The 25075-nt window shown below is 71.8% G+C and carries 23 protein-coding genes; 16 read left to right on the plus strand and 7 right to left on the minus strand.

The genetic code is table 11. From position 1 onward, the window contains the following. Positions 1 to 5: 5 nt before the first annotated feature. The 5 genes from AB0368_RS31995 to AB0368_RS32015 all read left to right on the plus strand — a co-directional run bounded on the left by AB0368_RS31995 (position 6) and on the right by AB0368_RS32015 (position 6286). Positions 6 to 1085 carry a M48 family metallopeptidase gene (locus AB0368_RS31995; RefSeq protein ID WP_366157796.1) on the plus strand — a complete coding sequence of 360 codons (1080 nt, stop codon included), beginning with the start codon at positions 6 to 8 and terminating at the stop codon, positions 1083 to 1085. Between the two features lie 180 nt (positions 1086 to 1265). Then, positions 1266 to 2615 carry a dipeptidase gene (locus AB0368_RS32000; protein WP_366157744.1) on the plus strand — a complete coding sequence of 450 codons (1350 nt, stop codon included), beginning with the start codon at positions 1266 to 1268 and terminating at the stop codon, positions 2613 to 2615. A gap of 1 nt (position 2616) precedes the next feature. Beyond that, positions 2617 to 4110, plus strand: a complete 1494-nt coding sequence (locus AB0368_RS32005; protein WP_366157745.1) for an FAD-dependent monooxygenase — start codon at positions 2617 to 2619, stop codon at positions 4108 to 4110. A gap of 61 nt (positions 4111 to 4171) precedes the next feature. Next, on the plus strand, positions 4172 to 4378 hold the full coding sequence (locus tag AB0368_RS32010) for a hypothetical protein (RefSeq protein WP_366157746.1): 207 nt from the start codon (positions 4172 to 4174) through the stop codon (positions 4376 to 4378). A 354-nt stretch (positions 4379 to 4732) separates the two neighbouring features. After that, the gene (locus tag AB0368_RS32015; RefSeq protein ID WP_366157747.1) at positions 4733 to 6286 is read left to right on the plus strand and encodes an ATP-dependent DNA ligase; all 1554 of its coding nucleotides are present in this window, start codon (positions 4733 to 4735) and stop codon (positions 6284 to 6286) included. A gap of 91 nt (positions 6287 to 6377) precedes the next feature. On the opposite strand, the gene AB0368_RS32020 is transcribed toward AB0368_RS32015, so the two are convergent. After that, entirely contained in the window at positions 6378 to 6815 is a 438-nt protein-coding gene (locus tag AB0368_RS32020; protein WP_366157748.1) for a hypothetical protein, read from the minus strand. A gap of 85 nt (positions 6816 to 6900) precedes the next feature. Continuing rightward, positions 6901 to 7719: an SURF1 family protein gene (locus AB0368_RS32025; protein WP_366157749.1), complete on the minus strand. Its 819-nt coding sequence runs from the start codon at positions 7717 to 7719 to the stop codon at positions 6901 to 6903. Between the two features lie 111 nt (positions 7720 to 7830). Between AB0368_RS32025 and AB0368_RS32030 the strand changes: the two genes are divergently transcribed. Both AB0368_RS32030 and AB0368_RS32035 read left to right on the plus strand, forming a co-directional pair. Then, complete coding sequence (locus AB0368_RS32030) at positions 7831 to 9309, plus strand: cobyrinate a,c-diamide synthase (protein WP_366157750.1); 1479 nt, start codon at positions 7831 to 7833, stop codon at positions 9307 to 9309. A 166-nt stretch (positions 9310 to 9475) separates the two neighbouring features. Continuing rightward, complete coding sequence (locus tag AB0368_RS32035) at positions 9476 to 10081, plus strand: TIGR03086 family metal-binding protein (protein WP_366157751.1); 606 nt, start codon at positions 9476 to 9478, stop codon at positions 10079 to 10081. 12 nt (positions 10082 to 10093) lie between these two features. Here AB0368_RS32035 and AB0368_RS32040 read toward each other — a convergent pair whose 3' ends face one another. Beyond that, complete coding sequence (locus AB0368_RS32040; protein WP_366157752.1) at positions 10094 to 12244, minus strand: transglycosylase domain-containing protein; 2151 nt, start codon at positions 12242 to 12244, stop codon at positions 10094 to 10096. 89 nt (positions 12245 to 12333) lie between these two features. On the opposite strand from AB0368_RS32040, the gene cobC reads away from it, so the two are divergent. The 4 genes from cobC to AB0368_RS32060 are packed head-to-tail and all read left to right on the plus strand — an operon-like array spanning position 12334 to position 16019. Further along, positions 12334 to 13377, plus strand: a complete 1044-nt coding sequence (gene cobC, locus AB0368_RS32045) for an Rv2231c family pyridoxal phosphate-dependent protein CobC (RefSeq protein WP_366157797.1) — start codon at positions 12334 to 12336, stop codon at positions 13375 to 13377. Continuing rightward, positions 13374 to 14426 (plus strand): nicotinate-nucleotide--dimethylbenzimidazole phosphoribosyltransferase, encoded by a 1053-nt coding sequence (gene cobT / locus AB0368_RS32050; RefSeq protein ID WP_366157753.1) that lies wholly within the window; start codon positions 13374 to 13376, stop codon positions 14424 to 14426. The genes cobC and cobT overlap by 4 nt, the downstream gene beginning before the upstream one ends. Continuing rightward, positions 14423 to 15616 carry a uroporphyrinogen-III C-methyltransferase gene (cobA, locus tag AB0368_RS32055; RefSeq protein WP_366157754.1) on the plus strand — a complete coding sequence of 398 codons (1194 nt, stop codon included), beginning with the start codon at positions 14423 to 14425 and terminating at the stop codon, positions 15614 to 15616. Before cobT ends, cobA begins: the two co-directional genes overlap by 4 nt. Before the next feature lie 28 nt (positions 15617 to 15644). Further along, entirely contained in the window at positions 15645 to 16019 is a 375-nt protein-coding gene (locus AB0368_RS32060) for a VOC family protein (protein WP_366157755.1), read from the plus strand. Here the strand turns inward: AB0368_RS32060 and AB0368_RS32065 are convergent. Next, a complete protein-coding gene (locus AB0368_RS32065) occupies positions 16008 to 17438 on the minus strand; it encodes a trehalose-6-phosphate synthase (protein ID WP_366157756.1) in 1431 nt (476 codons plus the stop codon). The two genes, AB0368_RS32060 and AB0368_RS32065, sit on opposite strands and share 12 nt — an antisense overlap. 129 nt (positions 17439 to 17567) lie before the next feature. Between AB0368_RS32065 and AB0368_RS32070 the strand changes: the two genes are divergently transcribed. From AB0368_RS32070 to AB0368_RS32090, 5 genes are all read left to right on the plus strand, one after another. Continuing rightward, complete coding sequence (locus tag AB0368_RS32070; RefSeq protein WP_366157757.1) at positions 17568 to 18089, plus strand: hypothetical protein; 522 nt, start codon at positions 17568 to 17570, stop codon at positions 18087 to 18089. A gap of 117 nt (positions 18090 to 18206) precedes the next feature. After that, complete coding sequence (ettA, locus tag AB0368_RS32075; RefSeq protein WP_366157759.1) at positions 18207 to 19883, plus strand: energy-dependent translational throttle protein EttA; 1677 nt, start codon at positions 18207 to 18209, stop codon at positions 19881 to 19883. A 33-nt stretch (positions 19884 to 19916) separates the two neighbouring features. Further along, positions 19917 to 20324, plus strand: coding sequence for a thioesterase family protein (locus AB0368_RS32080; RefSeq protein WP_366157760.1), 408 nt, complete (start codon positions 19917 to 19919; stop codon positions 20322 to 20324). Between the two features lie 2 nt (positions 20325 to 20326). Continuing rightward, positions 20327 to 20989, plus strand: a complete 663-nt coding sequence (locus AB0368_RS32085; protein ID WP_366157798.1) for a hypothetical protein — start codon at positions 20327 to 20329, stop codon at positions 20987 to 20989. Between the two features lie 128 nt (positions 20990 to 21117). Beyond that, positions 21118 to 21702 carry a YbjN domain-containing protein gene (locus tag AB0368_RS32090; protein ID WP_366157761.1) on the plus strand — a complete coding sequence of 195 codons (585 nt, stop codon included), beginning with the start codon at positions 21118 to 21120 and terminating at the stop codon, positions 21700 to 21702. 54 nt (positions 21703 to 21756) lie between these two features. On the opposite strand, the gene AB0368_RS32095 is transcribed toward AB0368_RS32090, so the two are convergent. The 3 genes from AB0368_RS32095 to AB0368_RS32105 are packed head-to-tail and all read right to left on the minus strand — an operon-like array spanning position 21757 to position 24858. Next, positions 21757 to 23016 (minus strand): PKD domain containing protein, encoded by a 1260-nt coding sequence (locus tag AB0368_RS32095; protein WP_366157762.1) that lies wholly within the window; start codon positions 23014 to 23016, stop codon positions 21757 to 21759. A gap of 58 nt (positions 23017 to 23074) precedes the next feature. Next, positions 23075 to 23464 carry a globin gene (locus tag AB0368_RS32100; protein ID WP_366157763.1) on the minus strand — a complete coding sequence of 130 codons (390 nt, stop codon included), beginning with the start codon at positions 23462 to 23464 and terminating at the stop codon, positions 23075 to 23077. Further along, complete coding sequence (locus AB0368_RS32105) at positions 23461 to 24858, minus strand: MFS transporter (protein ID WP_366157764.1); 1398 nt, start codon at positions 24856 to 24858, stop codon at positions 23461 to 23463. Before AB0368_RS32105 ends, AB0368_RS32100 begins: the two co-directional genes overlap by 4 nt. Positions 24859 to 25075: the final 217 nt, after the last annotated feature.

The following is a 25075-nucleotide window of genomic DNA, read 5'->3' on the forward strand; positions in this document are numbered from 1 at the left end:
ACGAGATGACGACCGACGACGACAACCGGCCGACGCGGCGACGGGTCACGCTGACCGGCATCAGTTCCCGCGCCTGGGAGCACCCGGCCGACCGCGGCGCGCTCACCGCCCTGCGGGAGCTGCGCGGCTTCGACGACGTGGTGAAGGCGTTCTTCGGCATGTGGAACGAGCGAGGCTTCCGGCTGCAGTTCCTCGCCAGCGCCATGCGGGTCGACCACCGCCAGTACCCGCGCGTCTACCAGCGCTTCACCGAGGCCGCGACGGCCCTCGACGTGGCGGAGCTGCCCGAGCTGTACGTGAGCCAGGCGCCGATCATCAACGGTCAGGCGATCGGCATGGACAAGCCGTTCATCGTCATCACCACGGCGGCCGTGGAGAAGCTCGACGACGACGAGCTGCGGGCGTTGCTCGGTCACGAGATCGGCCACGTGCGCAGCGGCCACGCCGTCTACAAGACGATCATGATGATCCTGACCCGCTGGGCCGCCAACCTGAGCTGGCTGCCGGTCGGCGCGATCGCGCTGCGGGCCATCCTCGCCGCCATGTTCGAGTGGTGGCGCAAGGCCGAGCTGTCCGCCGACCGTGCGGGCCTGCTCGCGGGCCAGGATCCGGCGGCCTCGACGCGCCTGCTGATGAAGCTCGCCGGCGGCGGCGACCTCTCCCAGATCGACACGGCGGCGTTCCTCGAACAGGCCGCCGAGTACGAGAGCGGCGGCGACCTGCGCGACAGCATCCACAAGATCGGCATGACCGCGTGGAGCAGCCACCCGGTCCCGGTCGCGCGCGCCTCCGAGCTGCGCAAGTGGATCGACGGGGGCGAGTACGGCCGTATTCTCGGCGGCGACTACCCGCGTCGCGACTCCGACGGAGACGCCTCGGTCACCGAGGACATCAAGGCGGCCGCCGATTCCTACCGGGAGAGCTTCAGCAACTCGCAGGACCCGCTCGTAGGGCTGCTGCGCAAGCTCGGTGACGGCGCGGCCGACCTCGCCGGGTCCGCCGCGCGCGGGGCACGGGACTGGGCTTCCGGCCCCGGCCGCCGCCGGGGCGAAGACACGCCGCCGCCCCCGCCCCCGCCGGCCTGATCGCTTCGCTGCCGGCTCGACCGGCAGGCGCCGGCTTCGTCGTTCGGCGTCGCCCGGCCGCCCGGCTTCGGCGGCCGGGCCTCGCCGCCTCCAGCGTCGCCCTGACCCTCGCCGGCCCGTTGTCCACAGCCCGCCGAAGCGGCCCCGCACCGGGCCGCGCGGCGGGCCTAGGATCGGGTCATGAGCCTCACTGAAGACGACCTGCGCGCCGCGATCGCGCGGGAGCTGCCCGGTGTCCGCGCCGACCTCGAACGGCTGGTGCGCATTCCCGGGATCGCGTTCGACGGCTTCGACCACTCGCACGTCGAGCGGTCCGCCGAGGCCGTCGCGGAGCTGCTCCGCGGCTGCGGGCTCGATGTGCAGATCGTCCGCGGCGGGGGCCAGCCCGCGGTGATCGGGCACAAGCCCGCGCCGGCCGGGGCGCCGACCGTCCTGCTCTACGCGCACCACGACGTCCAGCCGGCCGGCGACCCCGCGCTGTGGACGAGCGACCCGTTCGAGCCGGTCGAGCGCGACGGGCGGCTCTACGGCCGCGGCGCCGCGGACGACAAGGCCGGCGTGATGGCGCACGTGGCCGCGCTGCGCGCCTTCGGCGACCAGTTGCCGGTCGGCGTCGTGCTGTTCATCGAGGGCGAGGAGGAATACGGCTCCGACTCCCTCGACGAGCTCATTCAGACCCACAAGGAGCTCCTGCGCTCCGACGTGATCGTGATCGCCGACTCCAGCAACTGGGACATCGGTGTGCCCGCGATGACCACGTCCCTGCGCGGCCTCGTCAACTGCTTCGTCGAGGTCGGCACGCTGCAGAACGCCGTGCACAGCGGTATGTTCGGCGGACCTGTCCCGGACGCGCTCACCGTCCTGGCCCGCCTGATCAGCACCCTGCACGACGAGCACGGCGAGGTGGCCGTCGACGGTCTCGTCGGCCGCGAGGGCGCCTCGGTCGACTACCCGGAGGACCGCCTGCGGCACGAGGCCGGCGTCCTCGACGGGGTCAAGCTGGTCGGCAACGGCCGGCTCACCGACCGCATCTGGACCAAGCCGGCCATCTCGGTGCTCGGCATCGACGCCCCGAGGACGCTCGAGGCGGCAAACGCCCTGGTGCCCAAGGCCAAGGCCAAGCTGAGTGTACGGCTGGCACCCGGCGACGACCCGGCCTCGGCGTTTGCGGCGGTCCGCGCCCACCTCGAGAAGTTCGTGCCCTGGGGTGCGCACGTCGAGGTGACCCTCGAGAGCGGCGGCGCCCCGTGCGTCATCGATGCGACCGGCCCGGCGTACGACGCGGCCCGCGCCGCGTTCACGACGGCGTGGGACGGGGTGGCGCCCGTCGACATGGGCGTCGGCGGCTCGATCCCGTTCATCGCCACGTTCCAGGAGCTCTTCCCGGCGGCGGCGATCCTGGTCACCGGCGTCGAGGATCCCTTCTCCGGGGCTCACGGGCCGGACGAGAGCCTGCACCTGGGGGAGTTCGCGCGGGTCTGTCTAGCCGAGGCGCTCCTGCTGCGCAACGTGGCCGGGCTGGGCGAGTGACATGACGTCCCCTGCCCCGGGCGAATCACGGTCGAGCTACGACGTACTCGTGGTCGGCGCCGGTCCTACCGGACTGATGCTGGCGAACTGGCTGGCCAAGCTCGGGGTCAGGGCCGTCGTCGCCGACGGCAAGGCGGGACCGACCCGCGAGTCCCGGGCGCTGGTCGTGCAGGCACGCAGCCTCGAGGTGTACGACCAGCTCGGCCTCGGTGACAAGGTCATCGCGGCGGCGCAACAGGCCCGCGCCCTCGCACCGGGCTTCGGCGATCGCGTGTTCGGGCGGATTCCGCTCGGGCCGCTCGGGGAGGGGCGGACGCCGTACCCGTGGATCGAGATCCTCGAGCAGAGCCGCAACGAGGAGATCCTCTACGAGAACCTGCGGGCCCTCGGCGGTTCGGTCCGCTGGGGTGCCACGGTCAGCTCGGTCGAGCCTGCGCCCGGCGGCGTCGAGGCGGTGATCGACGGCGAGAAGATCACCGCCCGCTTCTGCGTCGGCGCGGACGGCGCCAACTCGATCGTCCGCAGGGCGCGCGACATAGGCTTCGACGGCATCACCAACCCGCACCTCTTCTACGTCATCGACGCGACGGCTGTGGGTGGCCTCGTCGAGGCGTCGATCAACGTACGCCCGGGCCGCGACGACTTCCTCCTCGGCTTCCCGATGAGCGGCCGCGGCAACTGGCGCCTGATCGGCCTGGTACGCGACGACGACGGCGACGGCAAGGTCGGCGAGGAGGACGCCCGCGCCCGCATCCGGCGTGACTTCGCCGTCACGTACGCGGACTCCCGCTGGTTCGCGACGTACAGGGTCCATCACCGCGTGGCGGCAGCCTTCCGCGACGGCCCGTTCTTCCTCGCCGGCGACGCGGCCCACGTCCACTCGCCGGTCGGCGGCCAGGGCATGAACACCGGCCTGCAGGACGCGCACAACCTGGCGTTCAAAATCGCCGACGTCGTCCACGGCCGGGCCGCAGAGGCCTGGCTCGACCGGTACGAGGCGGAGCGCCGTCCCGTCGCACACACTCTCGTCTCCACGACTGACCGGATTTTCGGCTTCATCACCTCCCAGCGCACGTCGCTGCGGCTCCTGCGGCGGGCGATCGTGCCGCTGCTGGCCCCGGTCGGCGTACGCGCCCTCCCCGGCACATCCGGCGGGTCCCGCCTGTTCGAGTACGTGTCCCAGATCCGCATCCGCTACCCGATGCTGCCGGACGAGCCCCGCGACCCGGTGGTAGGCCGCCGCCTCCCCTGGACCGGCGACAACTTCGCGGCGTTGCGGTCGCTCGAGTGGCAGGTGCACGCGTACGGGGGAGTGAGCTCCCCGCCGGATCTCGGCCTGCCGGTGCACCTCTTCGACGCGGCCCCCGCGACGGCGTTGCAGCCGGGCACGCTCTACCTCGTACGGCCGGACGGGTTCGTGGCTGCTGCCGCACCGCCGTCGGAGGCGGCCGAGGTGTTTCGCCGGGCGATGCCGCCGCCGGGGTCCTCCGCATAGCGGCTCGCTTGATCGGGTGATTGCGGTCCCGGCCGGAGATCACTCCTGATAGGATTCGAACATGAGTTCGAATGACGCCATTGAGGCGCTCCGCGCCGCCGGCCGTGCTCTGGGGGACGTCGACGTCTCCGGATGGGACGACACCATCCTCACCGACCAGCTCGCGGAGCTCTCCGCGGTCCTGTGTCAGCTCGATGCTCAGCTGAGCCGGGTTGCCGACGCCGTGCGAGCCCGCGGTTACCGCATAGCGGAGCCCGCGGCGGCCTGACGCCTTGAAATGCCGCCGCTCGCCGGCCCGCCCACTGCCCAAGGGCGAGCTCGTCGAGTAGCGGAAACGCCGCCGCGCTCGCCGGTCCTGTCGCCACAGGACCGGTGGGACGGCAGGCAGACCGCCGGGTCCTCCCCGACCCGCCGGTGGTCCGGGCCGGCCCGCATGTCCCCATCGGCCGGCCCGGCAAGCTTCCGCACGCGCCGTCCAGGGGTGTCCGGTCCGCGGCATTCATCCTTCTGCTGCGGGTCCGGTCGCCCCGGCGGCCGCGCGGTCGTGGCCGTCTTGACCGCTTCACGGGGGAGCACGTCACGACGGCCGGAAATTGTCGTAGGTGGCTGCCAGGATGGGTCCGTGCAGTTCCTGGACCTGGCAGCCACCTCGGCAGCCGTCACCGCCGTCTCCGGCCGGAAGGCGAAGATCGACCTGCTGGCCGACGCCCTGCGACGCCTCGATCCCGACGAGATCGCGCCCGGGTCCGCCTATCTCGCCGGGGAGCTTCGGCAGCGGCAGACCGGCGTCGGGTATGCCGCCCTGCGGGATCTGCCCTCGCCCGCCGCCGAGCCGAGTCTGACCGTCGCCGAGGTCGACGACCGGATCGCCGCCATCTCCATCGTTGCCGGCGCCGGTTCGCAGGCCCGTCGCCGGGAGTTGCTCGGTGAGCTCTTCGGCCGGGCGACCGCCGATGAGCAGCGGCTGCTTGTCGGGCTCTTCGGCGGGGAGCTGCGCCAGGGTGCCCAGGCCGGCCTGCTGGCCGACGCGATCGCGCGAGCCGCGGAGGTGCCGGTTACCGCCGTCCGCCGTGCGCTGCTGCTCTCCGGTGACCTCAAGCAGGTGGCGGTCGCTGCCCTGGGCGGCGGCGCGCCCGCGCTGGCCGGGATCAGTTTGCAGGTCGGCACGCCGCTGACCCCGATGCTGGCCAGCAGCGCCCCGGACGTCGACGCCGCCCTGCTCGCCACCGGGTCGCCCGCCACCGTCGACGTCAAGCTCGACGGCATCCGCATCCAGGTGCACCGCTCCGGCGACGACGTCGCCGTCTTCACCCGCAGCCTGGACGACATCACGCCCCGCCTCCCGGAGGTCGCCGCCGCCGCGCGGGCGCTGCCCGTGTCCGACATCGTGCTCGACGGCGAAGCGATGGCGCTCCACACCGACGGCCGTCCGCGGCCCTTCCAGGAGACGTCGAGCCGGGCCGCTACCCGAGGCGCCCGCCGCGGTGCATCGGTCGGTCCCGTCGAGCGCCCCCCGCTCGTCCCGTTCTTCTTCGACCTGCTGCACCTCGACGGCACCGACCTGCTCGACGAGCCGGGACGCGTCCGCTGGGCCGCGCTGGCCGACACCCTCCCGCCGGGGCTCATCGTCGGCCGCCGCACGGTCGAGAGCGGCGAGCAGGCTCAGGAGGCCTTCGCCGCCGCGCTCGCCGCCGGCCAGGAGGGCGTCGTCATCAAGGCGCAGGAAGCTCCGTACGACGTGGGTCGCCGCGGCGCGGCCTGGGTGAAGGTGAAACCCCGGCACACCCTCGACCTCGTGGTCCTGGCGGTCGAGTGGGGACACGGGCGCCGCAAGGGCTGGCTGTCCAACCTGCACCTGGGCGCCCGTGACCCGCGTACCGGTGGGTTCGTGATGCTGGGCAAGACCTTCAAGGGCCTGACCGACGAGCTGCTGCGCTGGCAGACCGAGCGCTTCAAGGAACTGGCCGTCGACGATTCCGGCTGGGTGGTGACGGTACGCCCGGAGCAGGTGGTCGAGATCGCCTTCGACGGCGTCCAGTCCTCACCGCGCTACCCGGGCGGCGTGGCCCTGCGGTTCGCCCGGGTGCTGCGTTACCGCGACGACAAACGCGCCGAGGAGGCGGACACGATCGACATGGTGTGGGCCGTCGGCGGCAACACGCCGCCCGAAGGCTGAACAACCAGCACCGGCGAGGGCGCGAAGACAAGCGGTGCGCGAAACACGGGGGCGAGGGGGTGGTCACCGCGGGTCGCAACACGGGATTGAGTCAGAGCGCCGCGAGTGACCTCACGTAGTTCACCTGCTGATGGACGTACGTGACCTGGGTCTGGTCCGTCACCGGGATTCGGGCGACGTACTGCCGGGTCCCATTCGTCACCGTGACCTGCACCGTGCCCTGGGTGATCGTCACCTTGACCAGCAGGAACAGCAGGCTGAACACGGTCAGCACGCAGAAGCCCGCGATCGCCGCGATGATGGCCCACTTCGGGATCTTGGTCTCGTTGTGCCAGTAGTCGTGGACCGTCCACGTGGAACCCGCGAGCGGGATGTCCCCGGCCGGCGTGTGGACGACCGTCGAGGTCACGCCCATGTCCCCGATCTGCACGATCACCGGGCCGGGGACCGCCGGCAGGTCGGCGGCGGGCGGGGGAGGGGCCGGCACGCTCCACGGGTCGCCGGCGGCCGGATCCTGGGGGAACGTCACCCCAAGAACCCTAGCCGGGCTCACGCACGCACGAAACGCCCCGCGCGAGTACACGAAACGCCCGCGCGCGAGCGGGAACCACCCGTCAATCAGGCACACGGCTCGTCGGCACGGGCTTCCCGCGCTCGTCGGCCGCCGCCACGCGATCAACCCGCTTCTTGGGCGTGTCCCCCTGCGCTTCCCTCCGCGCCTGCCACCCGTACGCCAACAACGCCATCACCGCGAACATCCACCACTGCACCGCGTACCCGCCGTTCTGCCACGAGTCCTCGTGGTCGATCGGGATGCGGGAGAAGCCCTCCGCCGGGTCGCTCTGCAGCACGTATGCCCCGTACACGGGATAGGGCATTTCCTTGGCCAGACGGGGCAGCGAGATCCTGCGTGTGTCGAGGCGCCCGTCCCGGCGCGAGACGGCCGAGGGGTGGCTTTCCGAGAGGTGGAGCTGGCCGACCACCGTCACGTCGCCCGCCGGGGGTGGGGACGCGACCGGCGGCGAGATGGCGTCGCCGTCCCGCGACGGGACCCAGCCGCGGTCGATCAGGACCGCCGTCCCATCCGGCAGGACGAGGGGGGTGACGATTTCGAATCCGACTTTGCTCTCGACCGTACGACCGCGGGCCTGGATCTCGTGCGTGGCGTCGTACCGTCCGGTCACGGTGACCTTCGTCCATGCCTGGTCCTCGCCGGGGCGGGCTCCCAGCGTGCCTGCCGCAGCGGGTTTGACCAGCACGGACGTCAGCGGAATGGCCGGCGCCGAGTCGGCCGCGTCGATGCGGTGATTGATCGCGCTGCGCTCGTGGTACCGGTGCAGCTGCCAGTTGCCGAGCAACACCATGACCACCGATGCGGCCACGGTCAGCGCCGCCGCGGCGAGCCAGCGGGGGGTCAGCAGGAACCGGTACACGACCTGAGGCTACCCGGGCGGCGACGGCGGTTCGCGGCTGGCAGGTAGGGTGCGACTGCCGGCGGGCATATCACGTCGGCGGCGTTTTCCATATCCCCGAGGGAGCCATTGATGACCACGCCATCACGTCTGGTGGTGAGCGCCCCCTCGTCCGGGCACGGCAAGACAGCGATCGCTGTGGGGTTGCTGGCGGCGTGTGCCGCCCGGGGGATTCCCGCGGCCGGTTTCAAGGTCGGGCCGGACCACACCGACGCGGCGTACCTGGGTCTGGCCGCCGGCCGGCCGGGCCGCAACCTCGACCCTCGCCTGGTGGGCGCCCAGCGCATCGCGCCGCTGTTCGCCCACGGCGCGGCCGGGGCGCAGTTCTCGGTCATCGAGGGCGCGATGGGCCTGTTCGACAGCCTCACCGGCCAGCCCGAGATCGACGGCACCGCCGCGGTCGCGGCCGCCCTGCGCGCGCCGGTCCTGTTGATCGTCGACGTCGCCGCGATGGGACATTCGCTGGCGGCGCTCGTGCACGGCTTCCGGATGTTCGACGAGATGGTGCACCTCGGCGGCGTCGTGCTCAACCGGGTCGCGTCGCCGCGGCACGAGGAGATGCTGCGTACCGCGCTGGACGACATCGGTATGCCCGTGCTCGGCGCGCTGCGTCGCGGCGACCTTCCCGCGGTTCTGCCGGCGCGTGCCCAGGGCCCGGTGCCGGTCGCCCACCGTACGGTCGAAGCCGTCCGTGCCGTCCGCCGCCTGGGCGAATCCGTCGCGGGAGCGCTCGACCTGGACCGCATCATGGCCCTGGCGGACACCGCGCCCGCGCTGCCGGGCACGGCCTGGTCGCCGGCGGACGCCCTGGCCGAGGCGACCGGTGAACCTCCGGTCCCGTTCGAGACCCGCCCGGTGATCGCGCTGGCGGGCGGGCCGGGCGCGCCCTACACGTACGTCGAGACGGCGGAGCTGCTGGTGGCCGCCGGGGCGGACGTCGCCGTGGTCGACCCGCTGCGCGACGAGACGCTTCCACCCGGCACCCGGGCCCTGATGATCGGCGCCGGTCTCCCCGAGGGCTACGCGGAGGAGCTCTCGGCGAACCGGCGCCTCTGCGCGGCCGTCGCCCAGCTCGCCCACGAGGGCGGCCCGATCGTCGCGGAAGGCGTCGGACTGCCGTGGCTGGCCCGGGACTTCGACGGCCGGCCGATGTGCGGCGTCCTGGACGCATCCGCGACGACGGGCACGCAAACCGTGGCCGGGTACCGCGAGGCGACAGCGCCGGCCACCTCGCCTCTCGCTCCGGCCGGGGCGCGGATCACCGGCTACAAGCAGCACCGGGCGATCGTGACGCCGCGTGCGGGTCAGGTTCCGGCGTGGACATGGTCCGGCGGCAACCCGGAAGGCTTCGTGTGGCGGCAGGTGCACGCGTCGCAGCTCGGCCTGCATTGGGCCGGCGCTCCGGAGATCGCGCGGCGTCTGGTGGCGGCGACCGCGCTGCCGTCCGTACCGGTGCAGGGCGGGATGCCGGAAAGCCCGCCGGCTCCGCGAGAGGACGATCCGGGCGAGGCCACGTTGTCACTCACGGCCGTGACACTTCCAAAATCTTGATGGGTACGGCCACACGAGCCCGGTGACACCAAGCCTCGCGACCGCCCTCGCGCGCACCGGCTCGATGATGCCCGGCGGACGCGGCGTGTCGCCGCACGACACGCCGCCCGGCAATAGTCGCAGCCTGGCCTTACGGTGAGGGGGTCCGCGAGAAGGGAGAACGACCGTGGCTGATCGTGTGCCGCTCGATTTCGACCCGCCGGTCCGTCAGATCCGGTCCCTGCTGTTCGGCATCACCGATGGCCATCTCACCGCGCCGACGCCGTGCCCCGGCTGGACCGTCGGCGACCTGCTCGATCACCTGATGGGCCTCTGCTGGGCGTTCACCCAGGCGGCCCAGAAGAAGACCGACGCCCCCGGCACCGATTCCGCCCCACCCCAGCCCTCGGCGGCCAACCTCAACCGCCACTGGCGCAGCCGCCTCCCGGTCGTCCTCGAAGACCTCGCGACAGCCTGGAAACAACCCACGGCCTGGGAAGGCACGGCCCGAGCGGGCGGCGTCACCATGCCGGCCGCCGCCATGGGCACCGTGGCGATCAACGAGCTCATCATGCACGGCTGGGACCTGGCACGAGCCACAGGTCAGGAGTATGCGGCCGATCCCCGCACCCTCGAGCACCTCATCGAGTTCCTGTCCCAGGGCCCGGAGCAGGGCACGCCCGGGCTGTTCGGCCCGGTCGTCCCCGTGGACGACGAGGCCACCCTGCTGGAGCAGGCGGTCGGGCTGGCGGGCCGCGACCCGCACTGGCGCCCCGTCACCGCACCCCACTGATCGGAGAAAGGTTCAGCCCCCGTGCACCATCTCGTCCGGAGGCGGATTGAACTTCGCCTTCGGCAGCCCCTTCAGCGCATCCTTCAACGTCTCCGCCACGGTGTACTTCGAGATCGTCCCCCGGCTGGTCCCCACGGTGTTGTCCGGGTTGTCGGGATCGGCCACGAAGGCCGCCGCCGCCAGCTGCGGGGTGAAGCCGCAGAACCAGGCGCTCCGGTTGCTGTCCGTCGTGCCGCTCTTGCCCGCCACCGGCCGCTGCAGGGTGGCGTGGACCATCGGCGAGGTCTCCCAGCCACCGCATGATCCCTTCGCCGCGCCGTAGCCCGTCACGCAGCGGGCCGCGTCCGTCGCCGCCTGGGCCACCGCCGGGCGCAGCGCCTGGTGGCAGCGGGGGCCGGCGACCTTCTTGCCCTTGTATTCCAGGCTCGCGCCGTCGCGGGTGTTGATCATTCGGACCGGGATCGGCTCGCAGTACTTGCCCTCCGCCGCGAGGGTGGCGAAGACGTTGGCCATCTCGATCGGGGTCGCGTCGCTCACGCCGAGGGTGAAGGCGCCCCAGCCGTTCGCGTGCTCCGGGGTGGCGAGCATCTTGTCGATCTCCGTACGCCACTTCAGGCCGAGCCGCTCCGCCATCCGGACCGCCTTCTCCGCGCCGACCTTCTGCTCCACCTGCACCCAGTACGTGTTGACCGACTTGCCGAAGCCGCTCCACATGGTCTGGCGGCCGCTCATCGAGGCGCTGGAGTTCTTCGGGCACCAGTGGATGCCGCAGGTGGCCGGGCCCGGGGCGGTGATGTACCTGGAGACGTACCGCTGGGGAGCGTTGAAAGCCGTGTCGAGGGGCATGCCCTCGTCCAGGGCCGCCAGCATGGTGAAGATCTTGAAGGTGGAGCCGGCCTGGTAGCCCGCCATGTCGCCGCCGCCGAGGAGCGGGTTGACCGTGTTGGGGTAGTTGCCGCGGACCTTGTCGCGCAGGCGGCGGTCGCTGTGCTCGCCGTTCTTCCGCTGGTCGAGCGAGTAGCGGCGGTTGACGGCCATGGCCTTGATGCGGCCGGTGCCTGGTTCGATGACCACCTCGCCGTGGGCGTAGACGCTCTTCTTCTTCTCCTTGTCGAGGACGTGCTCGATCGCCGACGCCTGGATCTTCGGGTCGATGGTGGTCACGACCTTGTAGCCGCCGCGGCGCAGGTTCTCGAGGCGTTCCTGGGCGTTGGCACCGAAGGCCGGCTGCTCCATCCACCAGTTGCGGAGGTAGTCGCAGAAGAACCCCCAGTCGTTGTGCTCCTTCGGCACCGAGACGCAGTCGTTGGGCGGGCTCGTCAGCTTGAGCCTGATCTTCGACTTCTTGGCGGACCGGGCCTTCTCCTCGCTGATCGTGCCCATCTTGACCATCTGGTCGATGACGTAGTTGCGCCGCTCGGTCGCCGCCGTCTGGTCGTTGACGGCCGGGTCGTACGCCGAGGGCGCCTTGACCAGCCCGGCGAGGGTGGCCGCCTCGGTCAGCGACAGCGTCTTGGGCGTCTTGGAGAAGAACACCTCCGACGCCGCGAAGATCCCGTACGCCCGGTGCCCGAAGTACGCCGAGTTCAGGTACCGCTGGAGGATCTCCTCCTTCGACACGCGCTGCTCGAGCTCGATGGCGAGGCGCATCTCCCGCAGCTTGCGCGCGGTGGTCTGCTCGGTGGCCTCGAGGGCCTCCTTGGGCGTCTTGGCCCCGTCGCGCAGCGCCATGCGGACGTACTGCATGGTCAGCGTCGATGCGCCCTGGGAGACGCCGCCGGCCTGCTGGTTGGCGACGAAGGCGCGGGCCACTCCCTTGGGGTCGACGCCGTTGTGCTCGTAGAACCGGGTGTCCTCCGAGGCCACGATCGCCTTGAGGATGTACGGCGACATGTCATCGATCTTGGTCGGCTTGCGGTGCTCCTCGTAGAACATGGTGAGCAGCGTCTTGCCGTCGTTCGCGTACACGTAGGTGGTCTGCGCTGACGGGACGACCGAGAGCTGTTCGGGCATGCTCTGCAGCGCGTCGGCCCCGTTCTTCGCCTGGACGCCGGCGAGGGCGACCAGGGGGAAGATCAGGCCGGCGATGGCGAGCCCGGCGATGAGTCCGGCCCGGATGAGCGGGGCGAGCCGTCCAGCTTTGGCGAGTCCGGTCTTCGTCACCCTTCGAAGGTATGACAAAACCGCTCATGTCCCGACGGAACGGCCGAAGTGGCCGCCGGTTTCCGATCCGGCATGCTGGCGGGGTGGAGATGGATCTGCACCACCACGGCGACGCCGAGGTGGCACCGGGCCTGGTGGACCTGGCCGTCAACGTACGGCGGCAGCCGATGCCCGCCTGGCTCGCCGATCCGATCGCGGCCACGCTCACCGATCTCGCCGCCTATCCCGACGCGACGCGTGCCACCGAGGCCGTCGCCCGCCGCCACGGCCGGGACCTGCGGGAGGTGCTCCTGACGGCCGGTGCCGCTCAGGCCTTCGTGCTGATCGCCCGGGCGATCGCCGCGCGGCACCCGGTCGTCGTGCATCCGCAGTTCACCGAGCCCGAGGCGGCGCTGCGCAACGCTGGCCACGAGGTCGGGCGGGTCGTGCTGCGCGAGCAGGACGGGTTCCGCCTGGATCCGGCGTTGGTGCCCGACGATGCCGACCTGGTCTTCGTGGGCAACCCGACCAATCCCACCTCCGTCCTGCACCCGGCTGAGGACGTCGCCGAACTCGCGCGGCCCGGCCGGGTCCTGGTCGTCGACGAGGCGTTCTCCGACACCACCTGGCGCACGGGCGTCGACGGCGAGCCGGAGTCGCTCGCCGGCCGCCGCGACCTGCCGGGCCTCATCGTGCTGCGCAGCCTCACCAAGACCTGGGGGCTGGCGGGCCTGCGGATCGGCTACGCCCTCGCCGGGCCGGATCTGATCACCCGCCTCGCCGCCGCCCAGCCGCTCTGGGCGGTGTCGACCCCGGCCCTGGCCGCGGCCGAGGCGTGCGCGTCGCCGGTGGCCGTCGCCGCCGAGCGCGGGATCGCCGCGGCCCTCGCCGCCGAGCGTGATCACCTGGTTGCCGGGTTGCGTGGCGTGCCGGATGTCACTGTCGCGGGCGATCCGGCCGCTGCCTTCGTCGCGCTGCGCCTTCCCGGCGCCGGCCAGGTGCGCCTTGAACTGCGCAGACGCGGGTACGCGGTCAGGCGCGGCGACACCTTTCCGGGGCTGGGTGCCGACTGGCTGCGAGTCGCCGTGCGCGACACTGCCACCAGCGACGCGTTCCTCGCGACGCTGACCGACGTGCTGAAGGAGCGCCAGTGACCCTGGAGACGACCCTCGCCGCCATCGGGCCCGCCGATGAGCCGGCCATGGCCGCCGCCCGTGACCTGCAGTCGCGGCTGACCAAGCCGGCCGGCTCGCTGGGCGTGCTCGAGGAGCTGTCCGTACGCCTGTCCGGCCTGGCCGGGACCTGCCCGCCGCCGATGCCGGAGCCGGCCGCCATCGCGGTCTTCGCCGGGGACCACGGGGTGCACGCCCAGGGCGTCACGCCGTGGCCGCAGGAGGTCACCGCGCAGATGGTGGCGAACTTCCTCGCCGGCGGAGCCGTGATCAACGCGTTCGCCCGGCAGGTCGGCGCCTCGCTCATGGTGGTCGACGTCGGGGTGGGCGTACCGCTGCACGGTGGCGACAACCTGCTGGACGCCAACGTGCGCCGCGGCACCCGCGACCTGGCCGTCACCGCGGCCATGACGCCGGAGGAGGCGCGGGCCGCCCTCGAGACCGGCATCTCGGTGGCCGGGGCGCTGGTGGACGGCGGGGCGAAGTGCCTGCTCACCGGTGACATGGGCATCGCCAACACCACCCCGGCGGCGGCGCTGATCGCGGCCTTCACCGGCGCCGCTCCGGCCGCGGTGACCGGTCGCGGCACCGGCGTCGACGACGAGACGTACGCGCGGAAGGTCGACGTCGTCACCCGCGCGCTCGCGCTGCACCGCCCGGACCCGGCCCGGCCGCTCGCGACCCTGGCCGCCGTCGGCGGGCTGGAGCACGCGGCGCTGGCCGGCTTCATCCTGGGCGCCGCGGCCCGCCGCGTGCCGGTGATCGTCGACGGTGTCATCGCCGCCTCCGCCGCGGTGGTGGCCGCGGCGTTCGCGCCCGCCGCCGTCGCCGCGATGGTCGCCGGGCACCGCTCGGTCGAGCCTGGTGCCTCGGTCGCCCTCGCCCACCTGGGCCTCACCCCGCTGCTCGACCTGGGCATGCGGCTCGGCGAGGGTACGGGCGCCGCCCTGTCCCTCCCGGTCGTCGCCGGCGCGGTCCGCGTCCTGCGCGAGGTGGCCACGTTCGACTCGGCGGGGGTCTCGGAGAAGTGAACCTGTACCCGTTGGCACTGCGGCTCGACGGCCGCCGGGTGCTCGTCGTGGGCGGCGGGGCGGTGGCGACCCGCCGCATGCCGGCCCTGCTCGCCGCCGGGGCGCGCGTCGAGATCGTCTCGCCTGTGCTTACGCCGGCGCTGCGGGCGTACGTGGACGCGGGCCGGCTGAGCTGGCGGGAGGGCCGGTTCGAGCCGTCCGATCTGGACGGTGCCTGGCTGGTGCAGGTCGCCGTCGACGATCCGAGCGCGGCCGCCGAGGTGAGTGTGGCGGCCGAGGAGCGCCGCGTCTTCTGCGTACGCGCGGACGACCGCGACGCCGCGACGGCCTGGACCCCGGCGGTGACCCGGCAGGGGCAGATCACCGTCGCGGTGACCGACGGCGGTGACCGCCGCAACGCGATGGCGTTGCGCGATCTCATCGCCGCCGCGCTGGAGAACAACGAGTTGCTCACCCACCGCACCGAGCGGGGGCAGGTGTTCCTGGTCGGCAGCGGCCCGGGCGACCCCGAGCTGATCACCGTCAAGGGTCGCCGGCTGCTGAACCGGGCCGAGGTCGTGGTGGCGGACCGGCTGGTGCCCGGCATGCTGCTGGACGAGCTGCGTCCCGACGTCGAGCTCGTCGACGCCGCCAAGATCCCGTACGGGCCGTCGGCGGCCCAGGAGGAGATCAACCGGATCCTGGTCGAGCGGGCGCAGGCCGGCAAGTTCGTGGTGCGGCTCAAGGGCGGCGACCCGTTCGTGTTCGGTCGCGGCGGCGAGGAGGTGCTGGCCTGCGCCAAGGCGGGCGTACCGGTGACGGTGGTGCCCGGGGTGACCAGTTCGATCGCCGCGGCCGCGCTGGCCGGCATCCCGGTCACCCACCGCGGGGTCGCGCACGAGTTCGCGGTGGTGTCCGGGCACGTGCCGCCGGAGAGCGACCAGTCCCTCGTGGACTGGGCGGCGCTGGCCCGGCTGCGCGGCACCCTGGTGATCATGATGGGCCTCAAGAACCTGCCGCGGATCGCCGAGCGGCTGCTGGCCGAGGGGCGCGCCGCCGACACCCCGGCCGCGGTGGTCCAGGAGGGTTCGACGAGCTCGCAGCGGGTGCTGCGCAGCACCCTCGGGGAGGTCGCCGCGGCGACGGCCGCCGCGGGACTGCGGCCGCCGGCCGTCGTGGTGATCGGGGATGTCGTTCCGGTGTTGGGATAGTCACCGTACGGATGGGTAACTCGCATCTATGAGCGAGCGACCGCAGATGACACTGGCGGGGGTCACGCTGGACGCCCCGGACGCCCAGGAGCTCGCGGCGTTCTACCAGCGGCTGCTGGGCTGGAACGTCGTGCAGGACGAACCGGGCTGGGTGACGCTGGGCGCACCCGCGGGCCCGACCGCCCTGTCGTTCCAGACCGAGAAGGACTACGTCCGCCCGGTCTGGCCGGCCGGCCCCGACGACCCCCAGATGAGCGTGCACCTCGACATTCGCGTCGACGACCTCGACGCGGCCTGCGCGCATGCCGAGAAGGCGGGGGCCGGCCGGGCCGACTACCAGCCGCAGGAGGACGTCCGGGTCTATCTCGACCCGGCCGGCCATCCGTTCTGCCTATTTCTCTGAGTCCGGCTCCTCCGGGTCCGGCGCGGTGCCGGGCTCCGAGGCGCCGAGCTCCTTGAGGAACGAGCGGGCCCACTCGGCGACGTCGTGGGTCCGCAGGTGCCGCTGCATGACCCGCATCCGCCGCTTGAGCTCGGACGGCTCGGCGCCCACGGCACGCAGGAGCGCGTCCTTGACCCCGTCCGGGTCGTGCGGGTTGCACAGGAAGGCCTGCCGCAGCTCCGTCGCAGCGCCGGCGAACTCGCTCAGCACCAGCGCCCCGCCGCGGTCGGACCGGCAGGCCACGTACTCCTTGGCGACCAGGTTCATGCCGTCGCGCAGCGGCGTCACCATCATGACGTCGGCCGCGACGTACAGGGCCGCCAGTTCCTGCTTGCTGTACGACTGGTGCAGGTAGTGCACGGCCGGCATGCCGACCTTGCCGAACTCGCCGTTGATCCGGCCGACCTCGCGCTCCACCTTCACACGCAGCGTCTGGTAGTGCTCGACGCGTTCCCGGCTCGGCGTCGCGACCTGCACCATGACCGCGTCCGGCACGCTGAGCCTGCCGTCGGCCAGCAGCTCCCGGAAGGCCTTGAGGCGCAGCTCGATGCCCTTGGTGTAGTCGAGCCGGTCGACGCCGAGGATGATCGTCTCCGGGTCGCCGAGCTCCGCACGGATCTCCTTGGCCCGGGCCTGCACCTTCGGGTCCGCGGCCATCCGTTCCATGTCCGCGGTGTCGATGCTGATCGGGAAGGCGCCCGCCTTGACCTTGCGGCCGTCGACCTGGATCGACTGGCCCTCGTAGCGCAACCCGAGCAGGTGCCGGGCGAGCCGGACGAAGTTCTGCGCGGCGAGGCGCTGCTGGAAGCCCACCAGGTCGGCGCCGAGCAGGCCGCGCAGGATCTCGGCGCGGAACGGCATCTGCATGAACAGCTCGATCGGCGGGAACGGGATGTGCAGGAAGAAGCCGATCCGCAGGTCGGGGCGGACCTCCCGGAGCATCGCCGGCACCAGCTGCAGCTGGTAGTCCTGCACCCAGACGGTCGCACCCTCGTCGGCGACCTCCGCCGCGGCCTGGGCGAAGCGCTGGTTGACCACCCTGTACGTCTCACGCCAGCGACGCTTGTACACCGGCGTCTCGACGGCGTCGTGATACAGCGGCCAGATCGTCGCGTTGGACTGGCCCTCGTAGTAGCGCTCGAGCTCCTCCGCGCTCAGCGGCACGGGATGGATGTGGATCCCTTCCAGCTCGAACGGCTCCGGCGCTTCGCCGTCCCCGCCGGCCCACCCGATCCACGTGCCCCGCTGCTGGGTCAGCACGGGGTGCAGGGCGGTCACGAGACCCCCTGGACTCGGGCGCCACTGCCGCTCGCCGTCGACGATGACCTCGTCCACGGGCAGGCGGTTGGCGACTACGACGAAGGAACTTCGTTCGGCCACGCTGAGAGCACCTCCGGGTCGTTCTGGTTCCCCGCTGCTGAGCCTACTGTGCGTAGCCAGCCGGGGCCTGCCGAGGCATGTTCCGGCGCCGCGGCACCGCGTCTGGCGAACAGGTGCCATCCTTGGCCGGTGAGCCTGCCCGTTGATCTTCCCCCGCCGCGGCGACCACTGTTCTTCCCTGTGGTCATCGCCACCGTCTTCCTGAGCATCATCGGGATGTCGGCGGGCTTCGCGCTGGGCACCCGCCATGAGGGCGCCTCGGTCTCACCCACGTCCGGCGTCCCGCAGGAGCCGGGGTCGGCGGACGGCGACGGGGTCGCCTGCCCGCCGGAGATGAGGGAGACGGCCCGTCGGCTGGGCTTCGACGACTCGCTGACCCAGATCCTGCGGGTACGGGCCGACGAGACCGGCACGACCGTCTGGATCTGCCACGATTCCGCCGGAAAGCTTTACTACCAGGCGAATCGGGGCGGGGAAGCGGCCAAGTGGGTCGAGGGGGAGACCGCGCTCTTCCTCTCCGACGTGACCCAGGACGGCGACACCTACACCGCCAAGGCGGCCGACGGGAACACGTTCGCGGTCAACGGGAGCGAGCTGCGGGTCACCGTCAAGGGCGACGAGAGCACGTACGAGGTCCGGCCGGAGGAGTGATCGCGCGGGGAATCCTTGTGCGGCGGGCGGGGTTGTTGTAAGCGGCCGGGGAGCGACCTGGAAAGATTGTGCTCCCATTCCGGCACCGGAATTCAACTCACGGAGGTAGGCCGCACCGTGGCCCAGTTCATCTACACCTTGGAGAAGGCGCGCAAGGCGCACGGCGACAAGGTCGTGCTCGACAACGTGACGCTGAACTTCCTGCCCGGGGTCAAGATCGGTGTCGTCGGTCCGAACGGCGCCGGTAAGTCCAGTCTGCTCAAGATCATGGCGGGCGTGGACCAGGTCAGCAACGGTGAGGCCCGGCTGATGCCCGGCTACACCGTCGGCATGCTGGCCCAGGAGCCCCCGCTCAACGACGCAAAGACGGTCCTCGGCAACATCGAGGAGGCCGTTGCGGAGACCAAGGCCAAGCTCGAGCGGTTCAACAAGATCGCCGAGCAGATGGCCACCGACTACACCGACGAGCTGATGGAGGAGATGGGCAAGCTCCAGGAGGAGCTCGACCACTCCAACGCATGGGACGTCGACTCGCAGCTCGAGCTGGCGATGGACGCCCTGCGCTGCCCGCCGCCGGACGCGGACGTCACCCAGCTCTCCGGTGGTGAGCGCCGCCGGGTCGCGCTGTGCAAGCTGCTGCTCGAGGCGCCCGACCTGCTGCTGCTCGACGAGCCCACCAACCACCTGGACGCCGAGAGCGTGCAGTGGCTGGAGCAGCACCTCGCCAAGTACGCCGGCACCGTGATCGCCATCACCCACGACCGGTACTTCCTGGACAACGTGGCCACCTGGATCCTCGAGCTGGACCGCGGCCGGGCGTACCCGTACGAGGGCAACTACTCCACCTACCTGGACAAGAAGGCGGCCCGCCTCGCGGTGCAGGGCCGCAAGGACCAGAAGCTGCAGAAGCGCCTCACCGAGGAACTCGAGTGGGTCCGCTCCAACGCCAAGGCCCGCCAGACCAAGTCCAAGGCCCGCCTCGAGCGCTACGAGGAGATGGCCACCGAGGCGGAGAAGACCCGAAAGCTGGACTTCGAGGAGATCCAGATCCCGCCGGGCCCGCGCCTGGGCAACACGGTGATCGAGGCCAACGGCCTGGTCAAGGGCTTCGACGACCGGGTGCTCATCGACCACCTGTCCTTCTCGCTGCCGCGCAACGGCATCGTCGGCATCATCGGCCCGAACGGCGTCGGCAAGACCACCCTGTTCAAGACCATCGTCGGGCTGGAGAAGCCGGACGAGGGTTCGGTCCGCATCGGCGAGACGGTGAAGCTGTCGTACGTCGACCAGAACCGGTCCGGGCTCGACGGCAGTAAGACCGTGTGGGAGGTCGTCTCCGACGGTCTCGACCACATGATGGTCGGCAAGGTGGAGATGCCGAGCCGCGCCTACGTGGCCGCGTTCGGCTTCAAGGGCCCGGACCAGCAGAAGCCGGTCAAGGTGCTCTCCGGTGGTGAGCGCAACCGGCTCAACCTCGCGATGACGCTCAAGATCGGCGGCAACGTGATCCTGCTCGACGAGCCGACCAACGACCTCGACGTCGAGACGCTGTCGAGCCTGGAGAACGCGCTGCTGGAGTTCCCGGGCTGCGCCGTGGTCATCTCCCACGACCGGATGTTCCTCGACCGGGTGGCGACGCACATGCTCGCCTGGGAGGGCACCGAGGAGGACCCGGACAACTGGTTCTGGTTCGAGGGCAACTACGACGCGTACGAGAAGAACAAGATCGACCGGCTCGGCGCCGACGCGGCCCGCCCGCACCGGGTGACCTACCGCAAGCTCACACGTGACTGAGTCTTCCCGCGGCGGAAAACCCAAGGGAAAATCGTGAGGGAGAGATTCACCTATGAGGTGGCCGTGCGCTGGTCCGACATGGACGCGTACGGCCACGTCAACAACGCGCGCTTCCTCACCCTCTACGAGGAGGCGCGCGTCGCCATGTTCTTCGTCGGCGCCCGGGCCCAGGGGCTCACGTCGTTCGAGGAGGGCATCGTGATCTCGCGCCATGAGATCGACTACCTGCGTCCGGTGGACTACGGCGACCCGGTCCGGATCGACCTGTGGATCTCCGAGCTGCGTACGGCGTCGTTCACGGTCGCGTACGAGCTGTTCGACGGCGACGTGCTCGCGAGCCGGGCCCGGTCGGTGTGTGTTCCGTACAACCTGGCCGAGGGGTTCCCGCGCCGGCTGACCGAGGCCGAGCGGGCGTTCCTGAAGCCGTACCTGGACGCATGAGCATGGGTGACCACGGCATTCGCGGGGTCGCCGACGCCGGGGCCTTCGTGGCCCGGCTCGCCCGCCTCGACCGCTCGCTGCCGGTCCGGCTGCGCTCCGGCCGCTCCGGGCGCACCGCGCTCTGGGCCCGGGTGCCCTGGGGTGTGCTGGTCACCCGGGAGGTGGAGGGCCCCGGACCGGGTGACGCCACCGCCTCCGCCGGGGACCTGCTCACCGTGCTCGCGGCCGGCGGCGGCGAACTGCCCGGCCGCCGGGACGCCGAGTGGCGCTGGCCGCTGCCGCCCGCGGGCATCCAGGCCGTCGAGTCGGTGGGCGCCGCCGAGTTGAGCCGCCTGGCCGACGCCGCCGCCGGCACCCTGCGCGAGGTGACCGCCGCCGGTCTCGGCGGCCGCTCGGTGGGGCAGCGGGCGGTCCGTGACGCCCTCCTGGACCACGTCGCCCTGATCGTCACACCGGCGCAGGGAGATCCGGTGGCGGTCCCGCAGCGGCTCGTTCAGGCCGTCTCCCGGATGGGTTTCCTCGGTACGCCCGATGTGGACGGTCCGGGAGCACGCGTGTGCGTAGCGGGACGATGGGTGGGACTTTCGGCACCATATGGAGTCGCGTGGCTACAGCCGGTCCGGGAATTGACCGTTATGCCCATAGGGGGTCACCCGAAAGGGTGATGCTGCATCGGTTGTCCGGTCGCGCCCTCCCTTTGAGGGGATGACCTCCGCGACCTGTACGGGTACCGTCGCCCCCGGGTCACCGCTACGTCCGGCGGCTGACCTGCTGGGGAGTGAGGTGCACAACGATGCCGTGGTGGTCATGGCGTCCCGGATCGTCCGGAGACAACGAACCCGAGAGTGGTGGCGAGGTCGCGTTGCAGCGCGGCGTCCGCGTCGGCGTGCCGGCGCAGCGGGAGCCCGAACGCTTGGCGATGTCCTCCGCCGATCTGTCCACGATCGATGAGCCCGAACAGGTCGCCCCGGTCGACCTGACTCGGATCGGCAAGGCCCTCGATCTGCTCGACATCCGGTTCCTCGCCGACGGCGGCGGCAGCCTGCTGGCGATGTGGGAACGGCACGCGGTGCTGTTCACGCTCGAGGGTCCGGACGACGAGATCCTGGTGATGCGGGCCCGGCCGCACGCGACCGTCCCGCCCGACTGGGCCGACCGCGCCTACCGCGTGGTCAACGAATGGAACCACACCCGCCGCTTCTGCAAGGCGTACGTCGGCGATCCCACCGAACGGGGTCAGCTGCCGATCTACGCGGAGCTGCAGGTGCCGCTGGCCTCGGGAGCCCACGAGGCACTTCTCGTGGAGATGCTCGACTGCGGGGCCGCGGTGGCGACCTCGTTCGTCGACTGGCTGCACGACGAAGGCGCTCTGTTGTAGTCCGAACATGGAAAAGGCCGGGCCCCGTCGGGCCCGGCCTTCCGTCTTTGTGGCTCAGGCGAGCGGGAACATGCCGACCCGGCCGTGGTACTCCCTGCCGAGCTGGTCGGTGTCCCAGCCGACGATCAGGCCCTCGGGCACCGCCCGGAACGCTCGGACGCCCACGTTGCGCTTGAGGCTCGGGTTCCAGGGCAGCGCCCGGCCCGTCGCCGGGTTGAGCGCCCCGATGCCCACCCGGCCCACCGCGCCCGGGCCGGGGCCCTTCGCGTCGCTGCCGAACGGGTTGTCCAGGTAGCGCTGGTGGCCGCCGACGTACACGGCGCTGCCCGTGACCGCGACGGCGTAGAGCGAGTCGCCGCCGGTGCGCTGCACCCACGTCGGGTTGTGCTTACCGCCGCCGGTCGTCTCGAACCGCGCCGCCGAGTCGCAGAGCTTCGTGGGGGAGGAGGCGCGGCCCGTCGACACCACGACGAAGTAGCGGCCGTCGGGAGAGAATTTCACCTGCCGCAGGTACGTGTCGAAGCCCTTCATGCACTCCGCCTGGTACGCGTCGGTGTACCAGCTCAGGACCGTCGCCCGGGTGCCCGACGTGTCGAACAGGGCGATCTGCGTGCGGCTGACCGTACCGACCTTGAGCAGGGCGCCGATGACGATCAGGCGCTTGCCGTCGGGGGAGACGTCGAAGTGCTCCACCCGGGTACGGCTCAGCCCCGGCGCGGAGAGCTTGGCGTCGAAGCCGGCGTCGACCAGGCCCGAGCTGGTGTGGACGCGGGCCAGCGCGACCCGGCTGACGCCGTTGACCGCGCTGAAGGTGCCACCGAGGTAGAGGCGGCTGCCCTGGGCCGTCAGCGCCCGTACGTCACCCCAGTTGATCTTCGCTGCGAAGCCGGGCACGCGGGCGCCGTTGCCGACGAAGACCCGGGCCACGCCGCGCTGGGCCGCCTGGTTGACGGTCTTGAAGGCGCCGCCCAGGTAGACGGTGTTGTCCGCCCCGGCCGCCAGCGCGTAGACCGGCGCGTCGACCGCGGGAGCGAACGGGCGCACGATGCCGTCGCGGAGCCCGTACGCGAAGACGTTCTTCCGGTCGTAGGTCAGCTTGCGCGTGCTGTCCTGGACCTTGGTGAAGCTGCCGCCGACCACCACCGTGTCCCCGACGACGGCGAGGGCCCACACCGTGCCGTCCAGGACGTGCGGGGTGGTGTCGACCGGATTGGCCGACACCACCGCGGGTTGGGCGAGGTCGGCCGCCGCGGGCATCGCCCCCAGCAGGGTGGCGCAGGACAGCGCGGCAGCGGCGAACAGACGGCGTCGCATCGGTGGCAGCTCCTGGAAGATCGGGGCGCGAGTCAACCGATCAACGAGCGGCGCCGCCTCAGGGACTCGCGTCCATGGTGTTGACCATGAAGTAGGCCGCGCGTTCCATGTACTCCCACAGAGCGGCGTGCTGCGCCTCCGGCAGCTCGAGCGAGTCGACGGCCTCGCGCATGTGCAGCAGCCACGCGTCGCGTTCCTCGGGGCCGACCCGGAACGGCGCGTGACGCATCCGCAGGCGCGGGTGGCCCCGGCCGGCCGAGTAGGTGTTCGGCCCACCCCAGTACTGCATCAGGAAGAGCGTCAGCCGCTCGGCGGCCGGCCCGAGGTCCTCCTCCGGATACATCGGGCGCAGCAGGGGATCCTTGGCGACGCCCTCGTAGAACCGGTCGACGAGCCGGCGGAAGGTGGGTTCGCCACCCACCGCCTCGAAGAAGCTGACCTCGCTCACCCGTCCAGTCTGCCAGCAGCGGTCGGGCGCACCCGGCCGGGTGTGACGCGCATGGCGGACCGGTCGGGCCGATCGTCCTTGGGCGGGCCCGGCTCGCGCGCGGCGGTCGTGGTCTCGCCGGCGGCCGCGGCCCGGCCCGGCCAGCGGGCGGCGAGCGTCGCCATCAGGACCAGTCCGCCGAGGCTCCAGAGCCCCATGACCAGCGGGATCGACGTGTGCTGGGCGATGCCGCCGCTGAGGATGGCGGCGAGGCCCTGGGTGAGCTGCATGCCTCCCTGCATCACGCCGTACGCGCGGGCCCGGTAGCCGTGCGGCAGGGCGAGCACGAACACCGCGTTGAGCGTCGGCATGAGCACGCCCTGGGCTATCCCGGAGATCGTCACGAGGACGGCCACCACGGTGGCGTTGGGTGCCCAGGCGGTCAGCGCCAGCGCCAGCGGCATCAGCACGGCGAACGGCCTGACCAGCTGCGTCTTGCGCGACGGCGGCACCAGCCGGCCCACCACGAGACCGCCGACCACGAACCCGACCGGCCCGGCCGCCATGATCAGGCCCTGGTCGAAGCCGCGGCCCGCCGGGTCGGCGTGGAACAGCGCCGCCCAGCCGGCCGCGAGGCCCTCGGGCAGGATCGTGAACGTCGTGAGCGCGAAGACCATCAGGGCGATCGACCGCAGCAGCCGCGTACCGAAGACGAGCCGGTATCCCTCGCTGGTCTCGCGCAGCAGATGGCGGCGCTCGGCGGGGCTGGCAGCGGCCGGCCGTGGCCGGATGCCGATCGCGATGATGGCGGCCGAGACGAGGAAGGACACCGCGTCCAGGGCGATGCCGAGCCGGGCGTCGACGGCGACGGCCACGGTGGCGCCGACCAGGTAACCGAAGACCTGCGCCGCCTGCGCCGTCGAGGAGTTCACGGCCAGCACGGTGACGACGTGCTCACGCCGGACCATGAGCGGGATGAGCGCGGACCGCGCGGCCTGCGTGGGCGGAGCGCCCAGCATCGCGAGGAACAGCAGCGCGAAGATCGCGGGGACGGGCATGCCCGGCAGGGCGATGAGCGCGATCGGGAGGGCACGCGCCAGGTCCGAGGCGATCAGAACCCGGCGGTACGGATAGCGCTCGGCGACCGCCGCCAGCACCGGCCCGCCGATGATCCACGGGAGGTAGCTCACCGCGAACGAGGCGGCCGACAGCAGCACCGACTCGCTCTGCTGGTAGACGAGGGTGATGATGGCCGCACGGGCCAGGTAATCGCCGACCCAGTTGACGATCAGGGACACGTACAGCGCGCGGTATTCGCGGTTCGCGAAGACGTCCCGGAAGGTCACCGGGCGGTCCGGCTCCGTTGCGCCGCCGGCTCTGTCGCCGGGTTGCGCAGCGGGTCGGTCGTCGGACACCCGGGCCCTCCATCGATGGCGACGGCCGGCGGGATCGCCGACGGCGGTCGGTCACGGACGCCGGTCACCGGGGTTCCGGCGGTGCGCACTTCCCGGCTGCGTACGTGACGCTGCATGTGCAGATGCGTCTTGCACGATTCTGCCCGATCGGCCGAGCCCTGGCTAGGGCGTACGGGGGGATTATCGGCCAATCGGTCGAGGGCGGACATCCCCCATC

Source organism: Actinoplanes sp. NPDC051475 (genome assembly GCF_040689425.1).
Classification (GTDB): Bacteria; Actinomycetota; Actinomycetes; order Mycobacteriales; family Micromonosporaceae; genus Actinoplanes.